At 71.2% G+C, this 24,652-nt stretch carries 17 protein-coding genes; 6 read left to right on the top strand and 11 right to left on the bottom strand.

The window, feature by feature from the left end; genetic code table 11:
- The first annotated feature begins 292 nt into the window (after positions 1-292).
- Together ACW9TB_RS28660 and ACW9TB_RS28655 are read left to right on the top strand one after the other, a co-directional pair.
- Positions 293-2,356: an RNA degradosome polyphosphate kinase gene (locus ACW9TB_RS28660; protein WP_472751183.1), complete on the top strand. Its 2,064-nt coding sequence runs from the start codon at positions 293-295 to the stop codon at positions 2,354-2,356.
- 98 nt (positions 2,357-2,454) lie between these two features.
- The gene (locus ACW9TB_RS28655; RefSeq protein WP_472751182.1) at positions 2,455-3,333 is read left to right on the top strand and encodes an NUDIX hydrolase; all 879 of its coding nucleotides are present in this window, start codon (positions 2,455-2,457) and stop codon (positions 3,331-3,333) included.
- Positions 3,334-3,565: 232 nt separating this feature from the next.
- Here the strand turns inward: ACW9TB_RS28655 and ACW9TB_RS28650 are convergent, their stop codons facing one another.
- The 3 genes from ACW9TB_RS28650 to ACW9TB_RS28640 form a co-directional block, all read right to left on the bottom strand.
- On the bottom strand, positions 3,566-5,044 hold the full coding sequence (locus ACW9TB_RS28650) for a CYTH and CHAD domain-containing protein (protein ID WP_472751181.1): 1,479 nt from the start codon (positions 5,042-5,044) through the stop codon (positions 3,566-3,568).
- A 163-nt stretch (positions 5,045-5,207) separates the two neighbouring features.
- Positions 5,208-6,437: an MFS transporter gene (locus tag ACW9TB_RS28645; protein ID WP_472751180.1), complete on the bottom strand. Its 1,230-nt coding sequence runs from the start codon at positions 6,435-6,437 to the stop codon at positions 5,208-5,210.
- A 199-nt stretch (positions 6,438-6,636) separates the two neighbouring features.
- Positions 6,637-7,401 (bottom strand): trans-aconitate 2-methyltransferase, encoded by a 765-nt coding sequence (locus ACW9TB_RS28640; protein ID WP_472751179.1) that lies wholly within the window; start codon positions 7,399-7,401, stop codon positions 6,637-6,639.
- 56 nt (positions 7,402-7,457) lie between these two features.
- Between ACW9TB_RS28640 and ACW9TB_RS28635 the strand changes: the two genes are divergently transcribed.
- Positions 7,458-8,051: a MarR family winged helix-turn-helix transcriptional regulator gene (locus ACW9TB_RS28635; protein WP_472751178.1), complete on the top strand. Its 594-nt coding sequence runs from the start codon at positions 7,458-7,460 to the stop codon at positions 8,049-8,051.
- Between the two features lie 149 nt (positions 8,052-8,200).
- Here ACW9TB_RS28635 and ACW9TB_RS28630 read toward each other — a convergent pair whose 3' ends face one another.
- The 4 genes from ACW9TB_RS28630 to rsmA all read right to left on the bottom strand — a co-directional run bounded on the left by ACW9TB_RS28630 (position 8,201) and on the right by rsmA (position 13,019).
- A complete protein-coding gene (locus ACW9TB_RS28630; protein WP_472751177.1) occupies positions 8,201-8,812 on the bottom strand; it encodes a hypothetical protein in 612 nt (203 codons plus the stop codon).
- A gap of 341 nt (positions 8,813-9,153) precedes the next feature.
- The gene (locus tag ACW9TB_RS28625; RefSeq protein ID WP_472751176.1) at positions 9,154-10,968 is read right to left on the bottom strand and encodes an ABC-F family ATP-binding cassette domain-containing protein; all 1,815 of its coding nucleotides are present in this window, start codon (positions 10,966-10,968) and stop codon (positions 9,154-9,156) included.
- Between the two features lie 161 nt (positions 10,969-11,129).
- Positions 11,130-12,032, bottom strand: a complete 903-nt coding sequence (locus tag ACW9TB_RS28620) for a 4-(cytidine 5'-diphospho)-2-C-methyl-D-erythritol kinase (RefSeq protein ID WP_472751175.1) — start codon at positions 12,030-12,032, stop codon at positions 11,130-11,132.
- A 90-nt stretch (positions 12,033-12,122) separates the two neighbouring features.
- Positions 12,123-13,019, bottom strand: coding sequence for a 16S rRNA (adenine(1518)-N(6)/adenine(1519)-N(6))-dimethyltransferase RsmA (gene rsmA, locus ACW9TB_RS28615; RefSeq protein WP_472751174.1), 897 nt, complete (start codon positions 13,017-13,019; stop codon positions 12,123-12,125).
- Between the two features lie 225 nt (positions 13,020-13,244).
- Here rsmA and ACW9TB_RS28610 point away from each other — a divergent pair, with 225 nt between their 5' ends.
- Both ACW9TB_RS28610 and ACW9TB_RS28605 read left to right on the top strand, forming a co-directional pair.
- Complete coding sequence (locus ACW9TB_RS28610) at positions 13,245-15,218, top strand: serine/threonine-protein kinase (RefSeq protein WP_472751173.1); 1,974 nt, start codon at positions 13,245-13,247, stop codon at positions 15,216-15,218.
- Complete coding sequence (locus tag ACW9TB_RS28605; RefSeq protein WP_472751172.1) at positions 15,215-16,639, top strand: hypothetical protein; 1,425 nt, start codon at positions 15,215-15,217, stop codon at positions 16,637-16,639. Before ACW9TB_RS28610 ends, ACW9TB_RS28605 begins: the two co-directional genes overlap by 4 nt.
- A gap of 307 nt (positions 16,640-16,946) precedes the next feature.
- Here the strand turns inward: ACW9TB_RS28605 and ACW9TB_RS28600 are convergent, their stop codons facing one another.
- The 3 genes from ACW9TB_RS28600 to ACW9TB_RS28590 form a co-directional block, all read right to left on the bottom strand.
- Positions 16,947-17,807 carry a TatD family hydrolase gene (locus ACW9TB_RS28600; RefSeq protein WP_472751171.1) on the bottom strand — a complete coding sequence of 287 codons (861 nt, stop codon included), beginning with the start codon at positions 17,805-17,807 and terminating at the stop codon, positions 16,947-16,949.
- Between the two features lie 310 nt (positions 17,808-18,117).
- On the bottom strand, positions 18,118-19,899 hold the full coding sequence (metG, locus tag ACW9TB_RS28595; protein WP_472751170.1) for a methionine--tRNA ligase: 1,782 nt from the start codon (positions 19,897-19,899) through the stop codon (positions 18,118-18,120).
- Positions 19,900-20,087: 188 nt separating this feature from the next.
- Positions 20,088-21,359, bottom strand: a complete 1,272-nt coding sequence (locus ACW9TB_RS28590) for a glycosyltransferase (RefSeq protein ID WP_472751169.1) — start codon at positions 21,357-21,359, stop codon at positions 20,088-20,090.
- 101 nt (positions 21,360-21,460) lie between these two features.
- Between ACW9TB_RS28590 and ACW9TB_RS28585 the strand changes: the two genes are divergently transcribed.
- The gene (locus tag ACW9TB_RS28585; protein WP_472751168.1) at positions 21,461-23,158 is read left to right on the top strand and encodes a hypothetical protein; all 1,698 of its coding nucleotides are present in this window, start codon (positions 21,461-21,463) and stop codon (positions 23,156-23,158) included.
- Here ACW9TB_RS28585 and ACW9TB_RS28580 read toward each other — a convergent pair.
- Positions 23,106-24,635 (bottom strand): dolichyl-phosphate-mannose--protein mannosyltransferase, encoded by a 1,530-nt coding sequence (locus tag ACW9TB_RS28580; protein ID WP_472751167.1) that lies wholly within the window; start codon positions 24,633-24,635, stop codon positions 23,106-23,108. The two genes, ACW9TB_RS28585 and ACW9TB_RS28580, sit on opposite strands and share 53 nt — an antisense overlap.
- Positions 24,636-24,652 lie beyond the last annotated feature (17 nt).

The following is a 24,652-nucleotide window of genomic DNA, read 5'->3' as shown; positions in this document are numbered from 1 at the left end:
AGGACCTGGAGAAGATACGGCTCCGCGAGCAGCGGGAGCTGGACAAGGTGCGCGAGCGGGAGTATCGCGAGCAGCAGCGGCTGCTGAGGGAGCAGGAGAAGGCCCGCGAACGGGAGCTGCGGGACCTGGAGAAGACGCGGCTCAGGGAGGCCAAGGCCGCCGAACGCGAGGCTCTCAAGCACCCGAAACTCGTTGGTGAGGAGCGGGAAAAGCTTGAGCCAAGTGAGTAAGCAACAGCGCCCGTTGAGACTAAATTAACGTTCCGTTCAATCAAAGCGGGCATTCTGGTCATATGTCCGCTGAACTCGTGCGCCCAACCCCCGACGGGCTTTCTCTACCCCAGGAGCGCTTCCTCAACCGAGAGGAGAGCTGGCTCCAGTTCAACCAGCGAGTTCTGGAGATGGCGGAGGACCCGGCCCTGCCCCTCCTGGAGCGGGTGCGCTTCCTGGCGATCTTCGCCAGCAACCTCGACGAGTTCTTCCGCGTCCGGGTGGCCGGGCTGAAACGGCGGATGGCCACCGGCCTGCTGCTCCGTACGAAGAGCGGACTGAAACCCCGTGAGGAGCTGGCCAGGATCGCGGCCATCGCCAACGACCTCGCCCAGCGGCAGTCGACCTGCTTCTACGAGCGGATCTGCCCGCAGCTGGGCGCCGAGGGCATCGAGATCGTGCGCTGGGACGACCTGGGCCGCGACGAGCGCACCGAGATGCGCAAGCTCTTCAGGGAGCGGATCAGGCCGGTGCTGACGCCGCTGGCCGTCGACCCCGCCCACCCTTTCCCGTACATCTCGGGCCTGTCGCTGAACCTGGCCGTCACCGTCCGCAACCCCTCGACGGGCAACACGGTCTTCGCCAGGGTGAAGGTGCCCAGCCAGCTCCCCCGCTTCGTCACGGCCTCCAGGAACCGCTTCGTCCCGCTGGAGGACGTGATCGCCGCCCATCTCGGGCAGCTGTTCAAGGGCATGGAGGTCGTCGAGCACCACGTCTTCCGGGTGACCAGGAACGAGGACCTCGACGTCGACGAGGACGTCACCGAGAACCTCATGCAGGCGCTGGAACGCGAGCTGCTCAAGCGCCGCTTCGGCCCCCCGGTCCGGCTGGAGGTCGAGGACACCATCACCCCCGAGGTGCTCGACCTGCTGGTGGACGAGCTGGGGGTGGCCGAGCACGAGATCTACCGGCTGCCGGGGCCGCTGGACCTGACCGGGCTGCACGCGATCGCCGACCTGGACCGGGGCGAGCTGAGCTTCCGCCCGTTCGTGCCCGCGGAGGTCGTGCACGTCGAGGACGACATCTTCGCGGTGCTGCGCGAGCGGGACGTGCTGCTGCACCATCCGTACGACTCGTTCTCCACGAGCGTGCAGCGGTTCATCGAGCAGGCCGCGGCCGACCCGGCCGTGCTGGCGATCAAGCAGACGCTCTACCGCACCAGCGGCGACTCGCCGATCGTGGACGCGCTGATCGACGCCGCCGAGGCGGGCAAGCAGGTCGTCGTGGTCGTGGAGATCAAGGCCAGGTTCGACGAGCACGCCAACATCACCTGGGCGCGCAAGCTGGAACGGGCCGGGTGCCACGTGGTCTACGGCGTCGTCGGCCTGAAGACCCACTGCAAACTCGCCCTGGTCGTCCGCCAGGAGCCCTCGGGCGAGCTGCGCAGCTACTGCCACATCGGCACGGGCAACTACAACCCCAAGACCGCCAGGCTGTACGAGGACCTCGGCCTGCTCACCGCCGACCGGCTGGTCGGCGAGGACGTCACGGACCTGTTCATCCACCTGACCGGCTACTCCAACCACTCGGCCTACCGGCGGCTGCTGGTCGCCCCGCACTCCCTGCGTGGCGGGCTGCTGGCCAGGATCGAGCGGGAGATCTCCCACCAGGAGGCCGGACGTCCGGCCAGGATCAGGATGAAGACGAACTCCCTGGTCGACGAGCCCATCATCGACGCCCTCTACCGGGCGTCGCGGGCGGGCGTACCGGTGGACCTGTGGGTGCGGGGGGTCTGCACGCTCCGCCCCGGCATCCCCGAGCTGTCGGAGAACATCAGGGTCAGGAGCGTGCTGGGCCGGTTCCTCGAACACTCGCGGATCTACGAGTTCGGCCACGGCAGGCGCCCGGAGATCTGGATCGGCAGCGGCGACATGATGCGCCGCAACATCGAGCGCCGGGTGGAGGTGCTGGTCAAGGTCTCCAGCCAGCAGCAGCGCAACTACCTCAGCGACCTGCTCGACCGGGCCATGTCGGACGACACCGGGACCTGGTGGCTCAACTCCGACGGGACCTGGACCCGGCACCCCGGCGACGACCTGCAGACCCACCTGATCGGCACCCGCAGGTGGAGGGCGATCGATGACTGAGCGCGCCGTCCACCAGGCCGGGATGATCAACGCGGAGCACGATCGATGACCGAACACGGCGTCCACCCGGACGGCACGATCCACGCGGAGAGCGATCGATGACCGAGCACGGCGCCGACCCGGCCGACACGATCCACGCGGCCGGGGCGGTCATCTGGCGCGGCTCACCGGACGCGCCGGAGGTCGCCCTCGTCCACCGGCCCAAGTACGACGACTGGTCGTTCCCCAAGGGGAAGCTGAAGCGCGGCGAGCACCCGATCGCGGGCGCGCTGCGCGAGGTGGCCGAGGAGACGGGGATCGTCGCGGAGTTCGGCCGGTCGCTGCCGTCGAGCCACTACACGAAGGGCGGGCGGCCCAAGCGCGTCGACTACTGGCTGGCCAGGATGGTCTCCGAGGGCGACCGTACCGACACGCACGAGGTCGACGGCGTGGTCTGGCTGCCGCTGGCCGAGGCCGCGCGGCGCCTGACCTACGAGTGGGACGCCGGGCTGCTCGGCGCGCTCGGCGAGGCGTCCCCGGCGACCGTCCCGCTCGTGCTGGTACGGCACGGCCTGGCGGGGAACCGGCAGGACTGGAAGGGCGACGACGACGACCGGCCGCTCGACAAACACGGGCGCCGGCAGTCCGAGGTGCTGGCGGGCGTGCTGGACGCCTTCCGCCTCGCGGAACTGGTCAGCTCCCCCAGCAGGCGGTGCGTGCAGACCCTGGAGCCGTACGCGGAACGGGCCGGCCTGCCGATCCGGCTCGAATCCGTCCTGTCGGAGAACGGCTACGACTGCCGGGCCTCCCTCCGCCTGGCCACGGAGGCGACGGCCTCGAACCGTCCCGTGGCCCTGTGCAGCCACGGCAAGGTCCTGCCCGAGCTGATCTCCGAACTCGACGACCGGGCGGGCGGCACGCGGCTGGCCAAGGGCGCGTTCATGGTGCTGCACCACGCGGACGGCGCCGTCGTGGCCGTGGACACCTACGACGTCTGACATCACGGGGTTCGCGGCCCGGTCCCTCTCAGGGCCGGGGTCGCGAACCGCCCGGTCCCGCTGACAGGTCGGCGGGGTCCCCGGCCGCGATCCCCGGAGGACGCCCTCCGATGGGACCCGCCACGAGACGACGGAGACTCGCCGTACCGACCGCACTCCAGGGGGCTCGCCGTGCCGCCCCCCGCCTGCTCCATCGTACGGAAGCCCTTCGGCGGGATCCCGTCACGAGACGTCAGATGAGTTTCGCGATGGCGGTCGTGGTCTCCTCCCAGACCCGGGGGAACTCCTCCCACGCGCGTGCGGCCCCGGCCCGCTCCACGCCGGTCAGCACGCCGTAGGTGAACGTGTCCTCCCCGACCAGGCGGGCGTTCTCGGCCTCGGCCGCGAGCCGCTCCTGCGCGACGACGCCGTCCATGTGGGTGCCCAGCACCTCCTGGACGGCCGCCGCCCGCTTGGCCAGCTTGTTCATGCCGAGCACCTCGGCGGTGTAGCGGGCCCGCTTGGCCGCCTTGCGCACGTCGTGCATGGCGATCTCGCGCTCGGACTCGTTCTCGATGGCCTGGGCGGTGTCGTAGGCCCTGGTGACCCGGCGCCAGCTCTTGGCGGCGACGACGTCCAGGGTGTCGGCGGGCTTCTTGGCGGCCTTGGTGAGCACCGGGGTGCCGGTCAGGTCGTCGAGGGCGTCGAGCAGGGCGAAGTAGCGCTCCCCGCCGAGGGTGTCCCTGATCCGGTCGATGGCCTCGTGCTCGTCGTCCAGCAGGTCGGAGCTGAGGCGCGCCCTGACCGGGCCCACGATCAGCGCGTCGTCCAGGCTGTCGAGCCTGCGCGCGAACCGCTCGCGGATGACCTCCAGGTCACGGGCCTCGCCGAGGACCGTGCCGAGCCACTTGAGCTCCTCCTGGAGGTTCTCGGTCCCCTCGACGACCGTCTTGAACGACTTCAGCGCGCTGCGGAGCCGCCGGGCGGCGACGCGCATCTGGTGTACGGCGTCGTCCTCGGCCTTCCTGACTCGGGGGTCCTGCGCGAGCAGCGCACCGACCTGGGAGGTGAGGTAGTCGACGACGATCTCGCCCGCCGACCCGGGAGCGGTCTCGGCGCGTGGGTGCTCCGAGACCGCTCCGGCGCCGCCGAGCAGGCGCGCGAGCTTGCTGGCCGAGTCGGCGGGGGTGGCCCCGGCCTTGCCCAGCCGCTTGCCGACCTTTCCCAGCAGCCGCTCGTCGCCCTGGAGCAGCTCCGCCTCGACCTCACGCCAGCGCTCGACGTGCGGTTCGTCGCCGAACACGGTGCCCTTGACCCGGTCGTCGGCGATCTCGACCAGCCCCACCCCGGCACCGTTGACCAGGGTGGTGACGGCGCGGCGGGTGTCCAGCTCGGCGATGGGCGCGAGCGGGGCGCCCCGGGTGTAGGCGAGCACCAGGTCCGCCAGCTCGGCGGGGACGATCCTGGCGCTCCGGGTCAGCGGATGGGTGATCTCCTGCCGGACGCCCTTGGCCTTGGGAAGCTTGAGGTGCCAGCCGGGATCGGTACCGCCCCTGCGCCTTCGCAGGGTGATCCCCCGCGCGGCGAGCCTCAGATCGGGCGTGTCGAAGTAAAGGGCGACCAGCTGGTGGGTTTTCGGACCCACGACCTCCGTCGAGCCCGGCAGGCCCGTGAGATCCGGCAGCTGGTAGTCCACCGGTACGTCGAACTTGTCCTCAATCTCTATTGCCACAGGTCATCCCCTGATTTGCCCAGATATCTACCATGTCTTCGCAGTATTTATTGATGCCCTGTTATCCGTCCAGGAACCCCTGCCGATTGCCTCCGGGGGCACGAGGACGACGGAGCCCCCCGCCGGGCGGCTGGTCAGGCGGGTGTTCGCGGATGTGGCCGGGTCACGAGGCGGGGGGCGTGTTCTCCGGATGCCTCCCGCGTACGGGGGTGAAGAGGGCGGCCACCGCGATCAGCAGGCAGCCGACGCCCGCGAGGACGAAGACCGGGGTGGTGCCGTAGCGGGCCGCCCCCCAGGTGAGGACGGCCGCGCCGACCGGTCCCATCGAGAAGTGGATCGTCCAGAACGCCGAGGTGACCCGTCCGAGCAGATGGTCGGGGGTCACCTGCTGGCGCAGGGACATGGAGCAGATCCCCGCGACGCTCACGCAGCCCAGATAGAGGGCCACGATGACGGCCACCTCCCAGACGGAGCCCGCGAACCCGGCGGCGACGATCGCGAGCCCGGCCACGGCCTGCGCGCCGATCCACGCGGGGCCGAACCCCACGCGCCTGCGCACGCGCGCCACCAGGAGGGAGCCGATCACCGTGCCGACCGCGGCGATGCCGAGGACCACGCCGACGGCGGAGTCGGGCTGCCCCAGGTCGTGCTTGAGCCGGTAGATCACGAGGTCGGTCAGTCCGAGCGTCAGGAAGACGAAGAACGACAGCAGGACGGTCAGGGCGCGCAGCACCGGATGCCGCCACAGGAACACCGCCCCGGCCAGGATCTCGCGCCACGGCCGCTCCGGTACGGCGGACGCCGCAGGTCCGCCGGTGTTCCGGGGGATGCGGATCAGGTAGACCCCGGCCGCGGACACCGCGAAGCTCACCGCGTTGATGCCGATCGCGGCGGTCGGGCCGAACGCGCCCGCCACCACCCCGGCCAGCATCGGGCCGAGGATCCCCGCCGCCGCGGCGGTCGCGTAGAGCTTGCCGTTGGCGTCGGTGACGCGTCCCTCGCCGACGAGGTTGCGCACCGAGGTCACGTAGGTGACCTGGAAGACCATGCCGACGGCCTCGGCCAGCGGCAGCACCACGTAGAGCAGCCAGATGTGCGGCCCCGTCGTCCAGGCCAGCGGGATCAGCGCGTACAGGACGAGCCTGACGAGGTCGCAGACGATGAGCAGCGTACGCCGGTCGAACCGGTCGACGAGGACCCCGGCGAACACTCCGGCGACGACCGAGGCCGCCCCGGAGACACCGGTCAGCAGGCCCATCTGCGCGACGGATCCCGTCACGTCCAGGATGAGCAGGGGAACGGCGATGAGGGCGAACGAGTCACCGGCCACGGAAAGGGTCTGCGCACCCCAGAAGACGCCGAAGGAACGATCCCGCCACAGGGGTCTGGGCACCGCCGGTCCGGAACCCGCCGCGTCCTCCACCGGCCCCCTGACGCTCGTCCGACACCTCGCCGCGTCCCGCGCCCGCCTGCGCGCGACCCACCCCGGCACCTCACCTCACGGGCCGACTCATATCCACCGAATCACACCCTTAACACCCAAATCAAGAAACTTTCCGGTATCGCCGGACGGGGACACCGGGGGCCGCCGCTCACTTCCGGGCGACCGCGAAGATTCTGCGGAAGGGGAAGATCGTGCCGTACGGCTCTCGGGGGTAGGCCTCGCGGAGCAGGGCGGCGCAGTCGGTGAGGAAGGCGGTGGCCTCGGCGGGACGCAGGCGGTCGAGCATGGGGCGCAGGGCGGTGCCGGTGATCCAGGCGAGCACGGCGTCGTCGCCGGGGAGGACGTGCAGGTAGGTGGTCTCCCAGGCGTCCACCCGGCAGCCGAGGCCGGTGAGCAGGCCGAGGTAGGCGGCCGGGTCGTCGACCGGGGAGGGACGGACGAGATCGCCGAGCCGGTCGCGCCACGTCGTACGGCACAGCTCGCGGACCAGGGCGTGGCTGGGGGCGTCGAAGTTGCCCGGGACCTGGAAGGCGAGCCAGCCGCCGGGGGCGAGGGCCTCCACCCAGCGCGGCAGCAGCTCGCGGTGCTCCGGCACCCACTGCAGGACGGCGTTGGACACGATCACGTCGACCGGGCGCCCGGGGCGCCACCGCGTGACGTCGTCGACGGAGAAGCTCAGCGAACCGCCCGCCGGGGCCTTCTCGATCATGGCGGGTGAGGAGTCGAACCCGTGGACGCGGGCGCCGGGCCACCGCCTGGCCAGCTCCGCGGTGAGTTCGCCGGTGCCGCAGCCCGCGTCGACCACGTGGCCGGGGCGCTCCGCGGCTATCCTGGAAACAAGATCGAAGAATGGCCGCGAGCGCTCGCCGGCGTAGCGGCCGTAGACCTGGGGATCCCACATATCTCTTGACATCAAGATAAGTGATATCCGGCAAGATATCTCGATGTCAAGACAGATAGACTCGCGCCATGACCCTGCACCACGCGGACCACGACTCCGGGCGTCCGTCCGTCCCGAAGGACGAGACCGTCGCGGCCGGCGCGCCCGACGCTCCCGACAGGGACGAGGTCGACCTGCTGGTCGCCGCCTGGCGTCAGGAACGCCCCGACCTCGACGTGGAGCCGCTCCAGGTGCTCAGCCGGGTCTCCCGGCTCGCCCGCCACCTCGACCGCGCCCGCCGGGCCTCCTTCGCCGAGCACGGCCTGGAGACCTGGGAGTTCGACGTGCTCACCGCCCTGCGCCGGGCCGGGGAGCCGTACGAGATGAGCCCGGGGGCCCTGCTGCGCGCGACGCTGGTGACCTCGGGGACGATGACCAACCGGATCGACCGGCTCGCCGCGGCCGGGCTGGTCAGGCGGCGCCCCGACCCCGAGGACCGGCGCGGCGTCCTGGTCTCCCTGACCGACGCCGGGCGGACGCGCGTGGACGGCGCCTTCGCCGACCTGCTGCGCCGCGAGCGCGAACTCCTGTCGAGCCTCGGAAAACGCGAACAGCAGGCCCTTTCGAGCCTGCTGCGCACGTTGCTCGTCCCTTTCGACGCGACCGAGAGTGGCGCTCCCTGAAATCCCGGCCGCGCTTTTATTTTCGAACCCGCTTTTATTTCCAGACCGCGATCGGGGCAATTATCGGGCTGAGATCTGGTGGGATCTCACGGTCCAAATGGTGAGCCGCGCTTTCCAAAAAGTGCCGCCGGTCCCGCGAGCACTTCCGGTCAGCCCTCGATGAGCGGCGGGTCCTCGGAAGGCGTCGCGGGAACGTTCTCAAGAGGCGGCGCGGAAGGCTCGCCAGAGGGCGTCTCCGGCTCGGGGGTCTCCTCGGTCGGCTCCTCCCCGTGCGGCATGTCCGTCGCGCTCGCGATGCTGGGGGAACCCGTCAGGTTCCACTGCTTGTCGCCGTCCCCGTCGTTGTTGACGTTGTAGACGATGGCGCCGTCCGCCGTCCAGCTGTTGTTCGCGGTGGAGGTCCAGTCCGCGATGCACGTGTACGACCCTCCCGCGGAGCCGTAGTAACGGTTGATGAAGCGCGTCCAGTCGCAGCCGTAGGACGTCGCGACCTTGTCGCCGCGCTCCACCCTGATGACCCCGTAGAGCGAGTCGAAACGCGTCCCGCCCAGCCACGCGCCGGTCCAGGAGAAGCTGAGCGTCGCCTTCTTCTTGTCACCGCCGGGTCCGGAGCTCGAAATACACAGCTTGGCCCCCACCTCGACGTCCGGCTTGCCGGGAAGGGCGATCACCCTGTTCTGCTGGGGCGAGCATTTGACGGCGGCGTGCGCCGCCGTAGGGGTGAATACGACACTCGCCGTGACGAGAGAGGCCACGGCCATCATCCCCATGATCGGCCGAGATTTTTTGGACATCACAGAATACCCCCGTGGAATTCATGTGGTATGACGAATTCGGAATGCGATCGCGATCATGGACTCTAGCGCCCGAACCTATATCTGGTCCAGACCTAATTCCGGGACCCGTGTGATTCCGCGAATACGTGGGGTAAGCGCCCCCGCTTTCCACGCACCGGCCCGCGCCTCGTCACACAGGGCCTGATCTGCCAATTCGCCATTTCGGCCACGCGGGCCGCCGATAGTCGCCGACCGCCGGATCGAGCGCTTTCCGGCGCTCGATCGACTTTCGGTCCGGCCGACCGCTCGTCACGATCCGGCGGGGCTCACTCGCCCAGGCGGTCGGCCAGCTCCAGCCACTCGCCCTCGATCGACTCCTTCTCCGCGAGGATCTCCTTCAGCTGCGCGTCGAGCGAGGCCAGCCGCTCGTAGTCGGCGGCGGCGTCGGCCATGGACGCGTGCAGCTTCGCCTCCCGGCCGCTCAGCTTGTCGAGCTGGCGCTCCATCCGAGAGAGCTCCTTGCGGAGGTCGCGCTCGTCCTTCGCGGACAGGCCGGGAGCCGTCTCCTTCGCGCCGGTGGACGAGGAGGTCGCCGAGGCCGTACCCGACACCGCGCCGGACGCCGCCCGCGCGGACAGGGCCGCCCCCGAGGCGCGGCGGGCGAGGTATTCGTCCACGCCGCCGGGGAGCATCGACAGCTTGCGGTCGCCGAGCAGGGCGACGGTCCTGTCGGTGACCCGCTCCAGGAAGTAGCGGTCGTGGCTGACCAGGATCAGCGTGCCCGGCCAGCCGTCGAGCAGGTCCTCCAGCTCGTTGAGCGTCTCGATGTCGAGGTCGTTGGTCGGCTCGTCGAGCAGCAGCACGTTGGGGTCGTCCATGAGGAGGCGGAGCAGCTGCAGGCGGCGCCGCTCGCCGCCGGACAGGTCGCCGACGACCTTCCACTGCGCGTCGCCCTTGAAGCCGAGGCGTTCCAGCAGCTGGGAGGCGGTCCACTCCTTCTTGCCGACCTGGATGAACTTGCGGACCTCCTCGACGGTCTCCAGCACCCGGCGCTCCGGGTCGAGCTCGCCCAGCTCCTGCGACAGGTGCGCCAGGCGGACCGTCTTGCCTCGGACGAGCCTGCCCGAGTCGGGGTGCACCGTACCGGCGAGCAGGCGCAGCAGCGAGGACTTGCCCGACCCGTTCACGCCGATCAGGCCGACCCGGTCGCCGGGGCCGAACTGCCAGGTCGAGTGGTCGAGGACCATCGGGCCCCGGCCCGGCCCTCCGGCGTGCAGGGTGACGTCCTCAAGGTCGTAGACCGTACGGCCCAGCCGGGCGGCGGCGAACTTGACCAGCTCGACGCTCTCCCTGGCGGGAGGCTCGTCGGCGATCAGCGCCTGGGCGGCGTCGATGCGGAACTTGGGCTTTGACGTGCGCGCGGGCGGTCCCCGGCGGAGCCAGGCGATCTCCTTGCGCATCAGGTTCTGACGGCGGGCCTCGGTGGAGGCCGCGACCCGGGCGCGCTCGGCCTTGGCCAGCACGTACGCGGCGTACCCGCCCTCGTAGCGCTCGACCGCGCCGTCCACGACCTCCCAGGTCCTGGTGGAGACCGCGTCCAGGAACCACCGGTCGTGGGTCACGACCACCAGCGCGGTCCTGCGGCCCGCCAGGTGCCTGGCGAGCCAGTCGATGGCCTCGATGTCGAGGTGGTTGGTGGGCTCGTCCAGGATGATCAGGTCGTGCTCGTCGATGAGCAGCTTGGCCAGGGCCGTACGGCGCCGCTCACCTCCCGACAGGCTCCCGGCGAGCGCCGTCAGGTCGATGTCGCCGAGCAGGCTGGCGAGGATCTCGCGGATGCCCGCGTCACCCGCCCACTCGTGCTCGGACCTGTCACCGAGGACGATCTCGCTCACCGAGCGCGCCGGGTCGAGGTCGTCGCCCTGCGACAGCGAGCCCACCTGGAGCCCCCGGTTATGGGTGACCCGTCCGGTGTTGGGCTTGAGATCACCGGCCAGCACCGAGATGAGGGTGGTCTTACCGCCGCCGTTGCGGCCGACCACGCCGATGCGGTCGCCCACCTCGATGCCGAGGGAGACATCGCTGAGCAGGGGCTTGGGACCGTAGGAGTGGGAGACCGACTCAAGATTGACCAGATTCATCGCCACACAAGCGTATCCGCTCCCGACCGGCGCGGCCCCCACCGGAAAACGGCCCCGCCCCCCGCCCATCGCCGGGACTCGGCCCGTGCCGCGCGACCCTCATCGGGAAAACCTCGCGCCCCGTCGGGGACACGGCCCGTGTGACGGTCCACCCCGACGGGCTACACGATCACGGGGCCGGGGACGGAGCCGTGGGCGGTGATGACGTCACGCGCCACCCCGGCGTCCTTCAGGGAGGCGGCCAGCTCGCCCGCGTGGGACTCGGAGCGGGCCAGGAAGGCGCAGGTGGGCCCGGAGCCGGAGACCAGCGAGCCGAGGGCCCCGTGCTCGCGACCGGCGTCCAGGGTGCGGGCCAGGGAGCCGCGCAGCATCACGGCGGCGGGCTGCAGGTCGTTGCGGAGCTCGGCGCCGAGGGCCTCCGCGTCCCCCTCGCGGAGCGCGGCCAGCAGCGGCTCGGCGACCTGGGGCCAGGCGACCCGCTCGCCGGTCGCCTGGCGGACGCGGTCGCACTCGGCGTAGACCGCGGCCGTGGACAGGCCGCCCTCGGCGAGCGCGAACACCCAGTGGAAGGTGCCCGCGACCTCCAGCGGGGTGAGCCGCTCGCCCCTGCCGGTGCCGACGGCCGTACCTCCGAGCAGCGCGAACGGGACGTCGCTGCCGAGGTCGGCGGCGATCTCCATCAGGTCCTCAAGCGGCAGCCCGAGGCCCCACAGCTCGTTGCAGGCGACCAGGGTCGCGGCGGCGTCGGCGCTGCCGCCCGCCATGCCGCCCGCCACCGGGATCGACTTGCGGATGAGCAGGTTCACGCCGTACGAGCGGCCCGCGTGCCCGGCCAGCGCGAGGGCGGCCTTGATCGCGAGGTTCTCGTGGTCCTCCGGCACCTGGTCGGCGGACTCGCCCTCCACCCGGACGCTCATCCCGGTCTTCGCGGTGGCCGTGACCTCGTCGAAGATCGAGACGGCGTGGAAGACGTTGACGAGGTCGTGGTAGCCGTCATCCCGCAGCGGCCCGACGGCGAGCTGCAGGTTGACCTTCGCGGGCACGCGGACGGTCACGGAGTTCATGCTTCCCCCATCGGGGCTCGCTCGCTGGTCACGACGTCAGATCGTAACGGGATCCCTCCGCCGCGCACGCGAACGGACCGGCGAATCACGCTACGCACCGCTTTCCGCCGCGCTTCCCGCGGTGCTGTCCGTCGTGCTTTCCGTCGTACGGTGCTCGGCGATCCGCGCGAAGTCCTCGACGGTGAGCTGCTCGCCGCGCTCGGAGGGGTCGATCCCTGCGGCCCGCAGCGCCCGCTCGGCGGCGGGGGCCGTACCCGCCCAGGAGGCGAGGGCGGCGCGAAGGGTCTTGCGGCGCTGGGCGAAGGCGGCGTCCACCACCGCGAAGACCTCCTCGCGGGTGGCCACGGTCGTGGGCGGCTCCCGCCGGACCATCGCGACCAGGCCGGAGTCGACGTTGGGGACCGGCCAGAAGACCGTGCGGCCGACGGGACCGGCCCGGCGGACGTCGGCGTACCAGGCGGCCTTGACCGAGGGAATGCCGTACACCTTGGAACCGGGGGCGGCGGCCAGCCGGTCGGCGACCTCGGCCTGGACCATGATCAGGACCTTGTCCAGCGACGGCTGCGTCTCCAGCAGGTGCAGCACCACCGGTACGGACACGTTGTAGGGGAGGTTGGCGACCAGCGCGGTGGGCCGCTCCTCCGGCAGGTCCGCGGGCAGGACGCGCATGGCGTCGGCGAGCACCACGGTGAGGCGGTCGGCGAGCTCGGGGGCGTGCCCGGCGACGGTGAGCGGCAGCTGGGCGGCGAGGACGGGGTCGATCTCCACCGCGATCACGTGGCGGACCTCGGGAAGCAGCGCGAGCGTGAGCGATCCCAGCCCGGGGCCGACCTCGATCACGACGTCGCCGGGTTCGAGCCCGGCCACCCGTACGATCTTGCGGACCGTGCCCGCGTCGATCACGAAGTTCTGGCCGAGCTTCTTCGTGGGACGAATGTTGAGCTTGTTCGCCAAAATACGTATTTCCGCAGGACCAAGAAGGCTCATGCTGGTTCCCCGCACGGCGCCGCGCACCCGGCGTCCATCGGTCCGCTGTGGCCTTCGACTCGTTTGCCTCGATTACTCAAGGTTGTTCTCCCATGCCATCCGACCAGTTTCCCGCACCGAAGACGATGCAAGGACGCCTGATGAAGCGCGAGGGGTTCCGTTGTGGATAACGTTGCCGTACGGGGGCCCAACGGTGAGAGAGGGAATCTTCCCGGTGAACAGGACGTGAACCAGCCCGGTGTCGAGGGGCTGCGACCCGCCGACCCAGAGCAGATCGGGAGTTACCGCCTGCTCGGACGTCTCGGCGAGGGCGGGATGGGAACCGTCTATCTGGCACTGGCCCCGACGGGGAGGCCGGTCGCGCTCAAGGTGGTGAAGGCGGAGTTCGCGATCGAGGACGGCTTCGCGGCGAGGTTCCACACGGAGGTCGAGAACGCCCGGCGGGTGGCCTCGTTCTGTACCGCGCAGGTGCTGGACAACGGCAACGACGACGACGGCCGCCCGTACATGGTCACCGAGTACATCGCGGGCACGCCGCTGTCCCGTCAGATCATCGAGCACGGCGCCCTGGAGCAGGGGACCCTGCACGGCGTCGCCCTGGGCGTGGCGGCGGCGCTGGCCGCGATCCACGTCGCCGGTCTGGTGCACCGGGACCTCAAGCCCGCCAACGTGATCCTGTCCATGTCGGGACCCCGCGTGATCGACTTCGGCATCGCCAGGGCCCTCGACTCCACGCACAGCTTCACCCGCTCGGGCGAGGTGCTGGGCAGCCCCGGCTGGTGGGCCCCCGAGCAGGTACGCGGCCTGGAGATCACCCCGGCCGCCGACGTCTTCGCCTGGGGCTGCATGGTCGCGTACGCGGGCAACGGCCGCCACCCCTACGGGCGGGGCGACATGATGACCATGGCCACCCGGCTGCTCACCACCCCGCCCGACCTGGGCGCGCTTCCCGCCCCGCTGAACGACCTGGTCCGCCGCGCGACCGAGATGGACCCCTACCAGCGGCCCAGCGCCCAGGACCTGCTGATCGCCCTGGTCGGCGGCGGGATCGCGGCACCGGCCGCTCCGGCCCCCGTCCGGGCCGACCCGCCCACGCTGATCGCTACCGACCTGCTGAACGAGTCGTGGGAGCCGCCCGCCAACGTGGAGCCCGACTCCACCCAGACCCTCAGCGCGCTGAACCTGGAGTCGGGGTTCGCCGACCCGGCCACGGCGCCGACGCCCATCCCCGGCCCGATTCCCGGCTGGGATCCGGCGGCCTCGCCCTCCGTACCGGCCCCGTCCACTGCCGCGCCCCCGGAGACCCCGGCGCCCGGCCCTGCCACGGCGGCCCGTCCGTCCACGGCCCCCGGTTCGTCCACGGTTTCCGGCTCGTCCGCCACGCCGACGGCGCCCGGGGGCCGGACGGCACCGGCGCCCCTCGCGGCGCCGAGCCCGCGGACGGCACCGGAGCGGACCCCGCCGCCGAGCCCGCTCCCGTACCCCATGCGGGCCGAGCCCACGACGTCACCGTCACGCCCGTTCACGAGCCCCCTCCAGACCCCGCCCGGCCAGGCACCGGGGCAGACACCCACCCTGCCCCCGTCACCCCAGCCGCCCCCGGCCGACCTCCAGGCCTCGCCAGGGTCGGACACGCCGGACGCCGGGCGGTCGGCGCCCCGGCGGCGCTGGCTGTTCGCCGGGCTGGCCGTGCTCGCGGCACTGGCCGTCACGGTCGTCGTCCTGCTCAACACCGGCGGGGGGAACGCGACCGGCGGCCAGGGACAGGCGCGGCCGGGCGTCACCGGCGACACCGGTGACCTCGCCGGTAACGGCGCCACCGACGTGGGCCGTACGATCGCGACCGGCTCCTTCATCGAGGACCCCCGGCTGATCATCCCGCGGACCCCGGCCTGCGGGCTCACCTCCTACGGGAACACCAGCCCGTCGAAGGGCCGCTTCTGCGCGGTCCCGTTGACGCTGGTCAACACCGGCGGGGAGCTGGTCCCGCTCGGTGACACCGCCGCGATCACCCTGACCGACGACCGAGGCTCGACGCACACCCCCGAACGGGTGTCGACGGCCCTGCCCGCCGCCCTGCCCCCGGGAACGAAGGTGGAGGCCGTCCTGGTCTTCGACCTGCCCCCGGCCCGCAGGCCCGCCAAGCTGACCGGCGTGCTGATCAAGGGAGGCAGGAACATCGAGGTGAGGCTCTCATGAGGCTGCTGCTCTCCGTCGCGGCGACGGCCGCGCTCGCGCTCTCCTCCACCGGGACCGCCGAAGGGACCACCGCGCCCGTCCGGATCCTCGCGGCCGGATCCGGCGCCGCCACCTCGCCCGCCGACTGCACCGGGGCGGGCGTGAGCGACGTCGACGGCGACGGCCAGGAGGACTCCGCGGTCGGTGACCCGTTCGCCAACCCCGGCGGGCTGGCCGGAGCGGGGGCCGTCCACGTGCTCTTCGGCCGGGGAGAGCGCGGGAAGGCCGTGACCGTCCCCGAGACGAAGGCGGGGGACGGCTTCGGATGGTCGGTGCGGCTCGCCAAGATCGACGGCGACGGCTGCGCGGACCTGCTCGTCGGCGCCCCGTACGCGGACGTGGCGGGCGTTACGGACGCGGGCGCGGTCTACGTGGTGTACGGCGGCCCCGGGGGCAGGACGGTCCGCCTGGTCGCCCCCGAGCCGGAGGCCGACGCGCACTTCGGCTGGTCCCTGACCTCCGGCGAGGCGATGGTGGCGGTCGGCGCCCCGCACGAGAACGCCGACGGCACGGCCGACTCCGGCGCCGTCTACCTCTTCGGCACCGCGACGCCCGGCACGGGCCGACGGATCTCCCAGGAGACCGGGGGCGTGGCGGGCAACGGCGAGATCGGCGACATGTTCGGCTGGTCACTGGCGATCGGCGGGCTCGGTGGCAGCCCGGACGACCCGGATCTCGCGGTCGGGGTGCCGTACGAGAACGACGACGGGGCGGGCCGCCAGGTCGACGCGGGCAAGGCCGACTCGGGGTCGATCGCGGTGATCTACGACGTGCGGGAGCCCAGGGACGAGTACGGGAGCAGGAAGTGGGACCTCCGCGAGGTGGCCGACTCCAAGGCGGGCGACCGGTTCGGCTACGCGATGGCCTACGCCGAGCGGGACGGCGTCGGCTACCTCGCGGTGAGCGCCCCGCTCGGTGACGGCGGGGCGGTGGAGAACTCCGGCCTCGTCCAGCTGTTCCAGTCCTCCGGCACCCGGGCGGTCACCCCTCTCGCCACCCTCCACCAGGGATCGGAAGGGTCCCCCGGCGAGGGCTACGGGTTCTCGCTGGCGTTCACCGACGGGGACGGCCAGGGGGAGGTCAGACTCGCCGTGGGCGTGCCCTTCGACGCCGACGGGCAGGGCGGCGTACGACTGATCACGATGGGCGAGCAGGGAGCGGGCAGGCTGGTCACCCAGGGCGGGGCGGGTGACCACTTCGGCTGGTCGGTCGGGTTCAGCGGCAATCGGCTGGTCGCCGGGGCGCCCGACAGGGGAGGCGCGGGAGCGGTCGTCCTGCTGGGCCGCAACGACACCGAGGGCGTCCAGCTCTCGCCGGGCACCGGGACGATCCCGGCCCTCGAAGGCGCCGCCTCCGCCGACTTCGGCGCCGCCGTGGGCTGAGCGTCCTGGCCTCGGGTCCCGCCGCGAGCGGAGACTCCTGAACCAGGTCGTGTGAATCAGGTCGTGCCACGAGCCAGGACTCCCGCCTCCGGATCTGCCCTGGGCCTGGCCCCGATTCCGGTTCCGGTTCCGCCGTAAGGCGAGATCGCACCCGGTCGGGCCGCGCCGCGAGCCGGGCTTTCCGATCCTGGTTCCGTAGTGGGATTCCGGTCCCGCCGTAGGGCGAGGTCGCACCTGCTCGGGTCGCGCCGCAGGAGCGGGTGTGATCCGGCCACGCCGTACGCGGGCCCCGGGACCCGGACCCCCGTCACCAGGAGCCGAAGACGGTCTCCCCGTTGGCGCTGACGGCGGTGGCCAGCTCGGCGAGGTCGGTCCCCTTGACCTCGGCGAGGCAGCGCAGCGTGAGCGGTATGAGGTAGGGCGCGTTGGGTTTGCCCCGGTGGGGGGTGGGCGGCAGGTAGGGCGCGTCGGTCTCGACGAGGATCAGCTCCTGCGGCGCGACCCGCGCGGCCTCACGGAGGTACGCGGCGTTCTTGTAGGTAACCGGACCGGAAAATGACATGAAATATCCGGCATCGAGGCACTGCTTCGCCATCCCGGCGTCACCCGAGAAGCTGTGGAACACCACCACCTCGGGAGCGCCCTCCTCGGCCAGCACGCGCAGCACGTCGTCGTGGGCCTCGCGGTCGTGGATCACCAGGGCCTTGCCGGTCCGCTTGGCGATCTCGATGTGCGCGCGGAAGCTGGCGTGCTGGTCGTCCTTCGACGCCCAGTCGCGGTAGTAGTCGAGCCCGGTCTCCCCCACCGCCCTGACGTGCGGCAGGCGGGCCAGCCGCTCGATCTCGGCGAGGGTCTCCGGCGTCGAGGCGTGCGCCTCGTTGGGGTGGATGGCCACCCCGGCGTAGACGTCCGCGTGCAGGGCGGCCGTCTCGGCGTTCCAGCGCGAGGACGGCAGGTCGTAGCCGATGGTGACGAGCCGCGTCACGCCGACGGCGCGGGCCTCGTCGAGGATGCCCTCGACGCTCGTCCGGGCCGCCTGCGCGGCCTGGGCCACCGGGTCCCCCGAGGACGCCTGGCGGTTGCCCACCATGATGTCCAGGTGGCAGTGGCTGTCGAACACCTCTGCGGGCAGGGGCTTGGGCGCGGCGGGAAGCTTCGGCGTGCTCACGGCGTCCAACCTACCGAGAAGCGGGTACGGCCCGCGCCCGGCACCGGCCGCGACCCGCGAGCCCCGGACCGTGGAATCCGGGCCATGAGACCCGGGCCGCGAAACCCGAACCATGGGACCCGAACCGTGGGACCCGAACCGTGGAATCCAGGCCATGGGATCCGAACCGCGAAACCCGGACCACGAGACCCAGGCCACGAGACCCGGGCCGTGGAATCCGGGCCACAAGGCCCGGACCACGAGACCCAGGCCGCTCGCTCGGGCGGGTGGCCCGGCGAGCGGTCGCCGTCTCCGGGGTGCCGCTCCGCGCCTACTCGCCCAGGCGGGCCAGCTCCTCCTCAACGATCTTCGGGTCCAGCTTGACGAACAGCGGCGTCGGCGGGTTGAGCGGGGAGCCGACCCGGATCGGGAACGACTCCCAGCGCGCGGCGCCGTCGTAGGAGCCGGTGATGATCGGGTAGGTCCGGCCGTCGTCGTCGGTGACCTCCTGGATCTCCGGCATGCCCGACCAGACGCCGGTGCCGCCGAGCATCGCGTAGATCTTGTTGGAGGAGTTGGGCAGGACCGGGGTGAGCAGCGTCTTGGCGTCGTCCACGACCTGCAGGGCGACGTGCAGGATGGTCTTCACCCGCGCGGGGTCGTCCTTGATCTTCCAGGGCTCCTGCTCGGCCAGGTAGCGGTTGGCCTCGCGGATGACCTCGAACGCCTCGTTCGTCGCGTTCTTGAAGCGGCAGTGCTGGAACTCGGCGGCGACCTTCGGGAAGGCCGCGCGGCTGCGCTCCAGCATGGCGCGGTCGGCGTCGGTGAGGTCGCCCGCCTCGGGGATGACCCCGAAGTTCTTGGCGGCCATCGAGATCGAGCGGTTCACCAGGTTGCCCCAGGCCGCCACCAGCTCGCCGTTGTTGCGGTTGAGGAACTCCGACCAGGTGAAGTCGGTGTCCTGGTTCTCCGGACCGGCGACCGCGATGTAGTAGCGCAGCGCGTCGGCGTCGTAGCGCTCCAGGAAGTCGCGTACGTAGATGACCACCGAGCGGGAGGAGGAGAACTTGCGCCCCTCCATCGTGAGGAACTCGCTGGAGACGACCTCGGCGGGCAGGTTCAGCGCGCCGAGCGTGCCCGGCTCGCCGTCACGGGCTCCCTGGCCGTTGTAGCCGAGCAGCATCGCCGGCCAGATCTCCGCGTGGAAGACGATGTTGTCCTTGCCCATGAAGTAGTAGCCCAGGGCCTCGGGGTCCTGCCACCACTGCCGCCAGGCCTCGGGGTCGCCGGAGCGGCGGGCCCACTCGATGGAGGCGCTGAGATAGCCGATGACCGCGTCGAACCAGACGTAGAGCCGCTTGTTGGCCTGGTCGTTCCAGCCCTCCAGCGGGATCGGCACGCCCCAGTCGAGGTCGCGGCTGATCGCGCGGGGATGCATGTCGCCGAGCATGTTGAGGGCGAACTTCAGCACGTTGGGCCGCCAGTCGCCCTCCTTGGAACGCAGCCACGACGCCAGAACCTCGGCGAACGCGGGCAGGTCGAGCATGAAGTGCTCGGTCTCCACGAAGACCGGCGTCTCGCCGTTGACCTTGCTCACCGGGTTGATCAGCTGGATCGGGTCGAGCTGGTTGCCGCAGTTGTCGCACTGGTCGCCGCGGGCGCTCTCGTAGGCGCAGATCGGGCAGGTGCCCTCGATGTAGCGGTCGGGCAGGGTGCGGCCGGTGGAGGGCGAGATCGCGCCCATCGTGGTCTGGGGGAAGATGTAGCCGTTGTCGTGGAGTCCCTTGAAGATCTCCTGCGTGACCGCGTAGTGGTTTTCCGTGGTGGTCCGGGTGAACAGGTCGTAGGAGAGCCCCAGCGCCTGGAGGTCCTCGACGATCACCCTGTTGTAGCGGTCGGCGAGCTCGCGGGCGGTGAGGCCCTCCTTGTCGGCCTGAACCTGGATCGGGGTGCCGTGCTCGTCGGTCCCGCTCACCATGAGGACCCTGTTGCCCGCCATCCGCTGGTAGCGGCTGAAGACGTCGGACGGCACGCCGAATCCGGAAACGTGCCCGATGTGGCGAGGGCCGTTGGCATAGGGCCAGGCGACCGCGGTCAGGATGTGCTGGGACATGGTCCAAGCCTAAGGGACGCGACCCCGGACCTTGGTGCCGTCGTACTTTCTCCGGGTCCTCTGATTCTCCGGGCCGCCGGGTCGCCCGGGGCGGCCGGGCGGCCCGCGCCTCGGCGGGGTCTCGCCGAGGCGCTCAGAGCGGTTGCGGGGACACCCGGGGCGCCCGAGGGGCGCCCCGTCGGCGGGGCTCAGGGCAGCTGCGGGGACACCGGGGTGGCGCCGTCGGCGGGGGTGCCCGCCGGTTCGCCCGCGGCGGCGCGGCTGACGGCCTCGGCGGCCTCCTCGGCGGCGGAGGCGGCCACGTCGATGGGCGTCTCCTTGGTACGGCGGATGCCGAGGATGCTGATGAACAGCGCCGCGAAGATCGTCTGGAAGCTCACGATCAGCGCGGTGGCCGAGGGTACGACGATGCGCAGCGACTCCGACGGGATCAGCGGGCCGAAGCTGCGCGTCTGCCAGTGGACGAGCGAGGCGACCAGGCCGCCCAGACCGCCCAGGGCCAGCAGGCCGCCGACGATCAGGCCCTTCTCCAGGCTCACGATGTCGACGAGCTTGCGCACCCTCCTGTCTTCCGGCAGGAAGCCCTCCTCGGCCGCGTACACCTTGGTGAACAGGGCGAACAGGGCCGCCTGGAAGCCGATCACCACCATGGCCGAGGCGCCGACCAGGGTGTCGACGTCGAAGGCGAGCTTGCCGATGTAGACAGGGCCGAAGGTCAGGGCGGCGCCCGCGACCAGGCCGAGGGTCATCAGGACCAGGCCGGGGATGAAGAACAGCCAGCGCGGGCTGTAGAGCATCAGGAAGCGCAGGTGGCGCCAGCCGTCACGCCAGGAGCGCAGGTGCGGCGGGCGGGAGCGGCCGTCGGGCGAGAGCGTGGTGGGCACCTCGCGCACGTCCAGCCCGGACAGCGTCGAGCGGACCACCATCTCGCTGGCGAACTCCATGCCGCCGGTCTGCAGGCCGAGCCTGAGGATGGAGTCGCGCCGGAAGCCGCGCAGGCCGCAGTGGAAGTCGCCGATCGCGCTGGGGAAAAACAGGCGCCCGATGAAGGAGAGCACCGGGTTGCCCAGGTAGCGGTGGAGCGGGGGCATGGCGCCCGGCGCGATGCCACCCTTGAACCGGTTGCCCATCACCAGGTCGGCGCCGTCACGGAGCTGCTCGACGAACGGCAGCAGGGCGGTGAAGTCGTAGGAGTCGTCCGCGTCTCCCATGATCACGTAACGGCCGCGCGCCGCGCGGATGCCTCCCATCAGCGCGTTGCCGTACCCCTTGGCGTCGACGTGCACGACCCGGGCCCCGGCCTCGCGTGCGAGTTGCTGCGAGCCGTCCGTGCTGCCGTTGTCGGCGATCAGGACTTCCCCGTCGATCCCGTGCTCCCGCATGCAGGCGAGCGCCTTGCGTACGCAGGTCTCCACGGTCTCCGCCTCGTTCAAGCAAGGCATGACCACGGTCAGTTCCACGTCTCAACCCTTCACTCACTGCACAAGCCAATCTCACCATGATGCCCTCTACAGTCCCCTGCCCGGGTCAACTCCCTGAAACGGCTGGCATCCTGTAATGCATGGTGACCGTCGCCGACCGCCCTCGCCCGGACGCGCCCGCGCCCGACCGGAGCACTCGCCTGCGGGCGTTCCTGTACCGGCATCGCCTCTTCGTGGCCGCCCTCGCGCTGGCTTTCCTGCTGCGTGTGGTCACCATGCTCGGGTACGGCCCGGCCCAGTGGTTCAACGACTCCTACGAGTACGTCTCCGGGGCGGTGAACCCCGACCGGCCCAGTGCCCTGCGGCCGAACGGTTATTCCTTTCTGCTCCTGTTGCTGAGGCCGCTGCACAGTTTCGGCCTGGTGGCCTTCGTCCAGCACCTGATGGGCCTGGGCGTCGCGGTGCTGATCTACAGCCTGCTGCGCGTCAGGTTCCGGCTGCCCGGCTGGGGGGCGACGCTGGCCGCGCTGCCGGTGCTGTTCGACGCGTACCAGGTCCAGCTCGAACACCTGATCATGTCCGACGCGATGTTCATGCTGCTGGTCGTGGGCGTGATCACGCTGGTGCTCTGGCACCGGCGGATGTCCTGGCGGCTCGGCGCGGTGATCGGGCTGCTGCTCGCCCTCACCGCGCTCACCCGGTCGATCGGCCTGCCGATCCTCGTGCTGGTCGTGATCTACCTGATGGTGAAGCGCACGGCCTGGAAGACGATCGTGGCGATGATCACCGCGTGCGCGCTCCCGGTGGTCGGCTACATGGCCTGGTTCGCGTCCGCGCACGGCAACTTCGCGATGACCAACAGCGACGGCGCGATCCTCTACATGCGGACGGCGCTGTTCGCCGACTGCGAGAAGATGAGGGTCAATCCCCGCGAGGAGCTGGAGCTGGCGCTGCTGTGCATCAGCGCGCCGCCGGGCCAGCGCGGCTTCTCCGGGCAGAAATACCTCTGGTGGGCGCAGAACGGCCAGCGCTTCCACGCCTTCGGGGTGGGCAGCACGTTCACCCCCGAGACGAACAAGACCGCGGGCGCGTTCGCCCAGCGGGCCATCCTGTCCCAGCCGCTCGACTATCTCAGCCTCGTGGCCGGTGACTTCTTCCGCGCCTTCCACTGGGGCCGGCCGCGCTTCCCCGACTTCAACACCTACCGGCAGTACGAGTTCCTGCCCGAGACCAAGGTCCTTCCGGCCTGGTCGTCGTACCGGGGCAGCACCGACACCGACGCGCAGAAGTACGACCCGGGCCTGCGGACCGCGCAGATCCAGGGCAAGCTCCGCGTGATCGGCACGGACGTCAGCGATCCGTGGGCCGGTTTCCTCCAGGTCTACCAGCGGATCGTCCGGCTGCCCGGCATCGTGCTCGGCGTGCTGCTGCTGATCGGCCTGGCCGGGGTGGCGGTGCGCTGGCGCAGGCTGGGCGGGCCGGTGCTGCTGCCGTGGCTGGCCGCGTTCGGTCTCATCCTGGCCCCGGCGGCGACGGCCGAGTTCGACTACCGCTACCTGCTGCCCGCGGTGCCGCTGGCGTGCCTGGCGGCGGCGATCTCGCTGCGCCACGGGTTCTCCAGGCCCGCGCCCGCCGTGCCCGCCGTCGTCGTCCCCGGCGACGTCACGGGCGTCCCGGCCGGGAGCGAGCCCGCCACGGCCGGACCGGGCGTGATCGGCCCCGCCGCGCCGCCCGCGACCACGCCGCCCGCCGTCACACCCAGCTCGGGAACGGCACCCGGACCCGTCACACCCAGCTCCGGAACAGCATCCGCGCCCACCACTGGGAGTGCGGGATGAGCTCGGCGACCAGCACCGGATAGAGCCAGCCGAGATTGATCAGCGCGAGGAGCGTGAAGGCCCCGACGACCGCGGCCCCCAGCGCCCTGCGGTTGGGCGCGGCGTCCGACCGTCCGATGATCAGCCCGGCGGCCAGGGTCAGGGCGAGGATCATGAAGGGGAGCATCATGATCGCGTAGAAGAGATACATGGTCCGGTTGTCGGCGAGGGCGTAGTAGAACCAGGGGAGCCAGCCCGCGGCGTAGGCGAGGAGCACGGCTCCGGCCCGCCAGTCGCGGGTGGCGACGTACCAGGCGATCATGGCGATGAGGGCGGCCAGGCCCCCGTACCAGATGACCGGGGTGCCGACCCCGAGGACGGCCTCGGCGCAGCTGTCGGCGCCGCATCCGGTCCTGTCCGGCGGGTAGTGGAACGCCACCGGGCGCAGCAGCAGCGGCCAGGTCCACGGGTCCGACTGGTAGCTGTGCCCGGAGCTCAGCCCGGTGTGGAAGCCGAGCACCTGGAAGTGGTAGCTCAGCCACGACCGGAGCGAGTCGAAGACGAAGAACCCGGGTCCCTGCGAGGTCGCCTGGGCCCAGTTGCGGCCCCAGCCCAGCGGCGAGGCGAACCAGCCCGCCCAGGAGGCGACGTAGGTGAGGGCGGGCAGCAGGCCCATCGTCAGCACGGCGCCGGTCAGGTCCCGGTTGAACGCCCCCACGTACGGCCTGCGCAGGCCGATCGCCCGGCGGGCACCCGCGTCCCAGACCAGCGACATCACCGCGAAGGCGACGAGGAAGAACACCCCCGACCACTTGACCGCGCAGGCCGCGCCCAGGCACAGGCCCGCCGCGATCCGCCACGGCCGCGCCCCCAGGCCGGGGCCCTGGTCGCTGAGCGGCGAGGTCTCGTACCAGGCGATCAGCCGTCCCCGTGCCCAGTCGCGGTCGGTCACCAGGCAGGCGAAGCCCGCCAGCACCCAGAACATCAGAAAAATGTCCAGCAGCGCGGTGCGCGACAGCACGAGGTGGAGCCCGTCCAGCGCGAGCAGGAGCCCGGCGAGGCAGCCGAGCATGGTCGAGCGGGTCATCCGGCGGGCGACCCTGGCCAGGATCAGGATCGACAGCACCCCGACCACGGCCCCGGCGAACCGCCACCCGTAGGGGGTCATGCCGAAGATCTGCTCGCCCAGGCCGATCATCCACTTGCCCAGCGGCGGGTGGGCCACGTAGAGCGGGCAGGGGTCGGCCTCCGGCGGGGTGCACTTGACCAGGAAGTCGGTGTTCCCCGCGATGATCATCCGGTCGGCGATCGGGTCCTCGACGGTGCCGAGCGAGGCCCGCTCCACCCCGTAGTTGATCAGCGTCCAGGCGTCCTTGGCGTAGAACGTCTCGTCGAACACGACCGCGTGCGGCCGTTCGAGATTGACGAACCGCAGGATCCCCCCGAACACCGCGACCATCAGCGGTCCCAGCCAGCCCCAGACCACGTTTCCCTGCATGGGGGGCAAGAGACGGT

This window comes from Streptosporangium sp. H13245, assembly GCF_055690525.1.
Note: the sequence above shows the minus strand (reverse complement) of the source record. Positions and strands in the feature narration are given on the sequence as shown.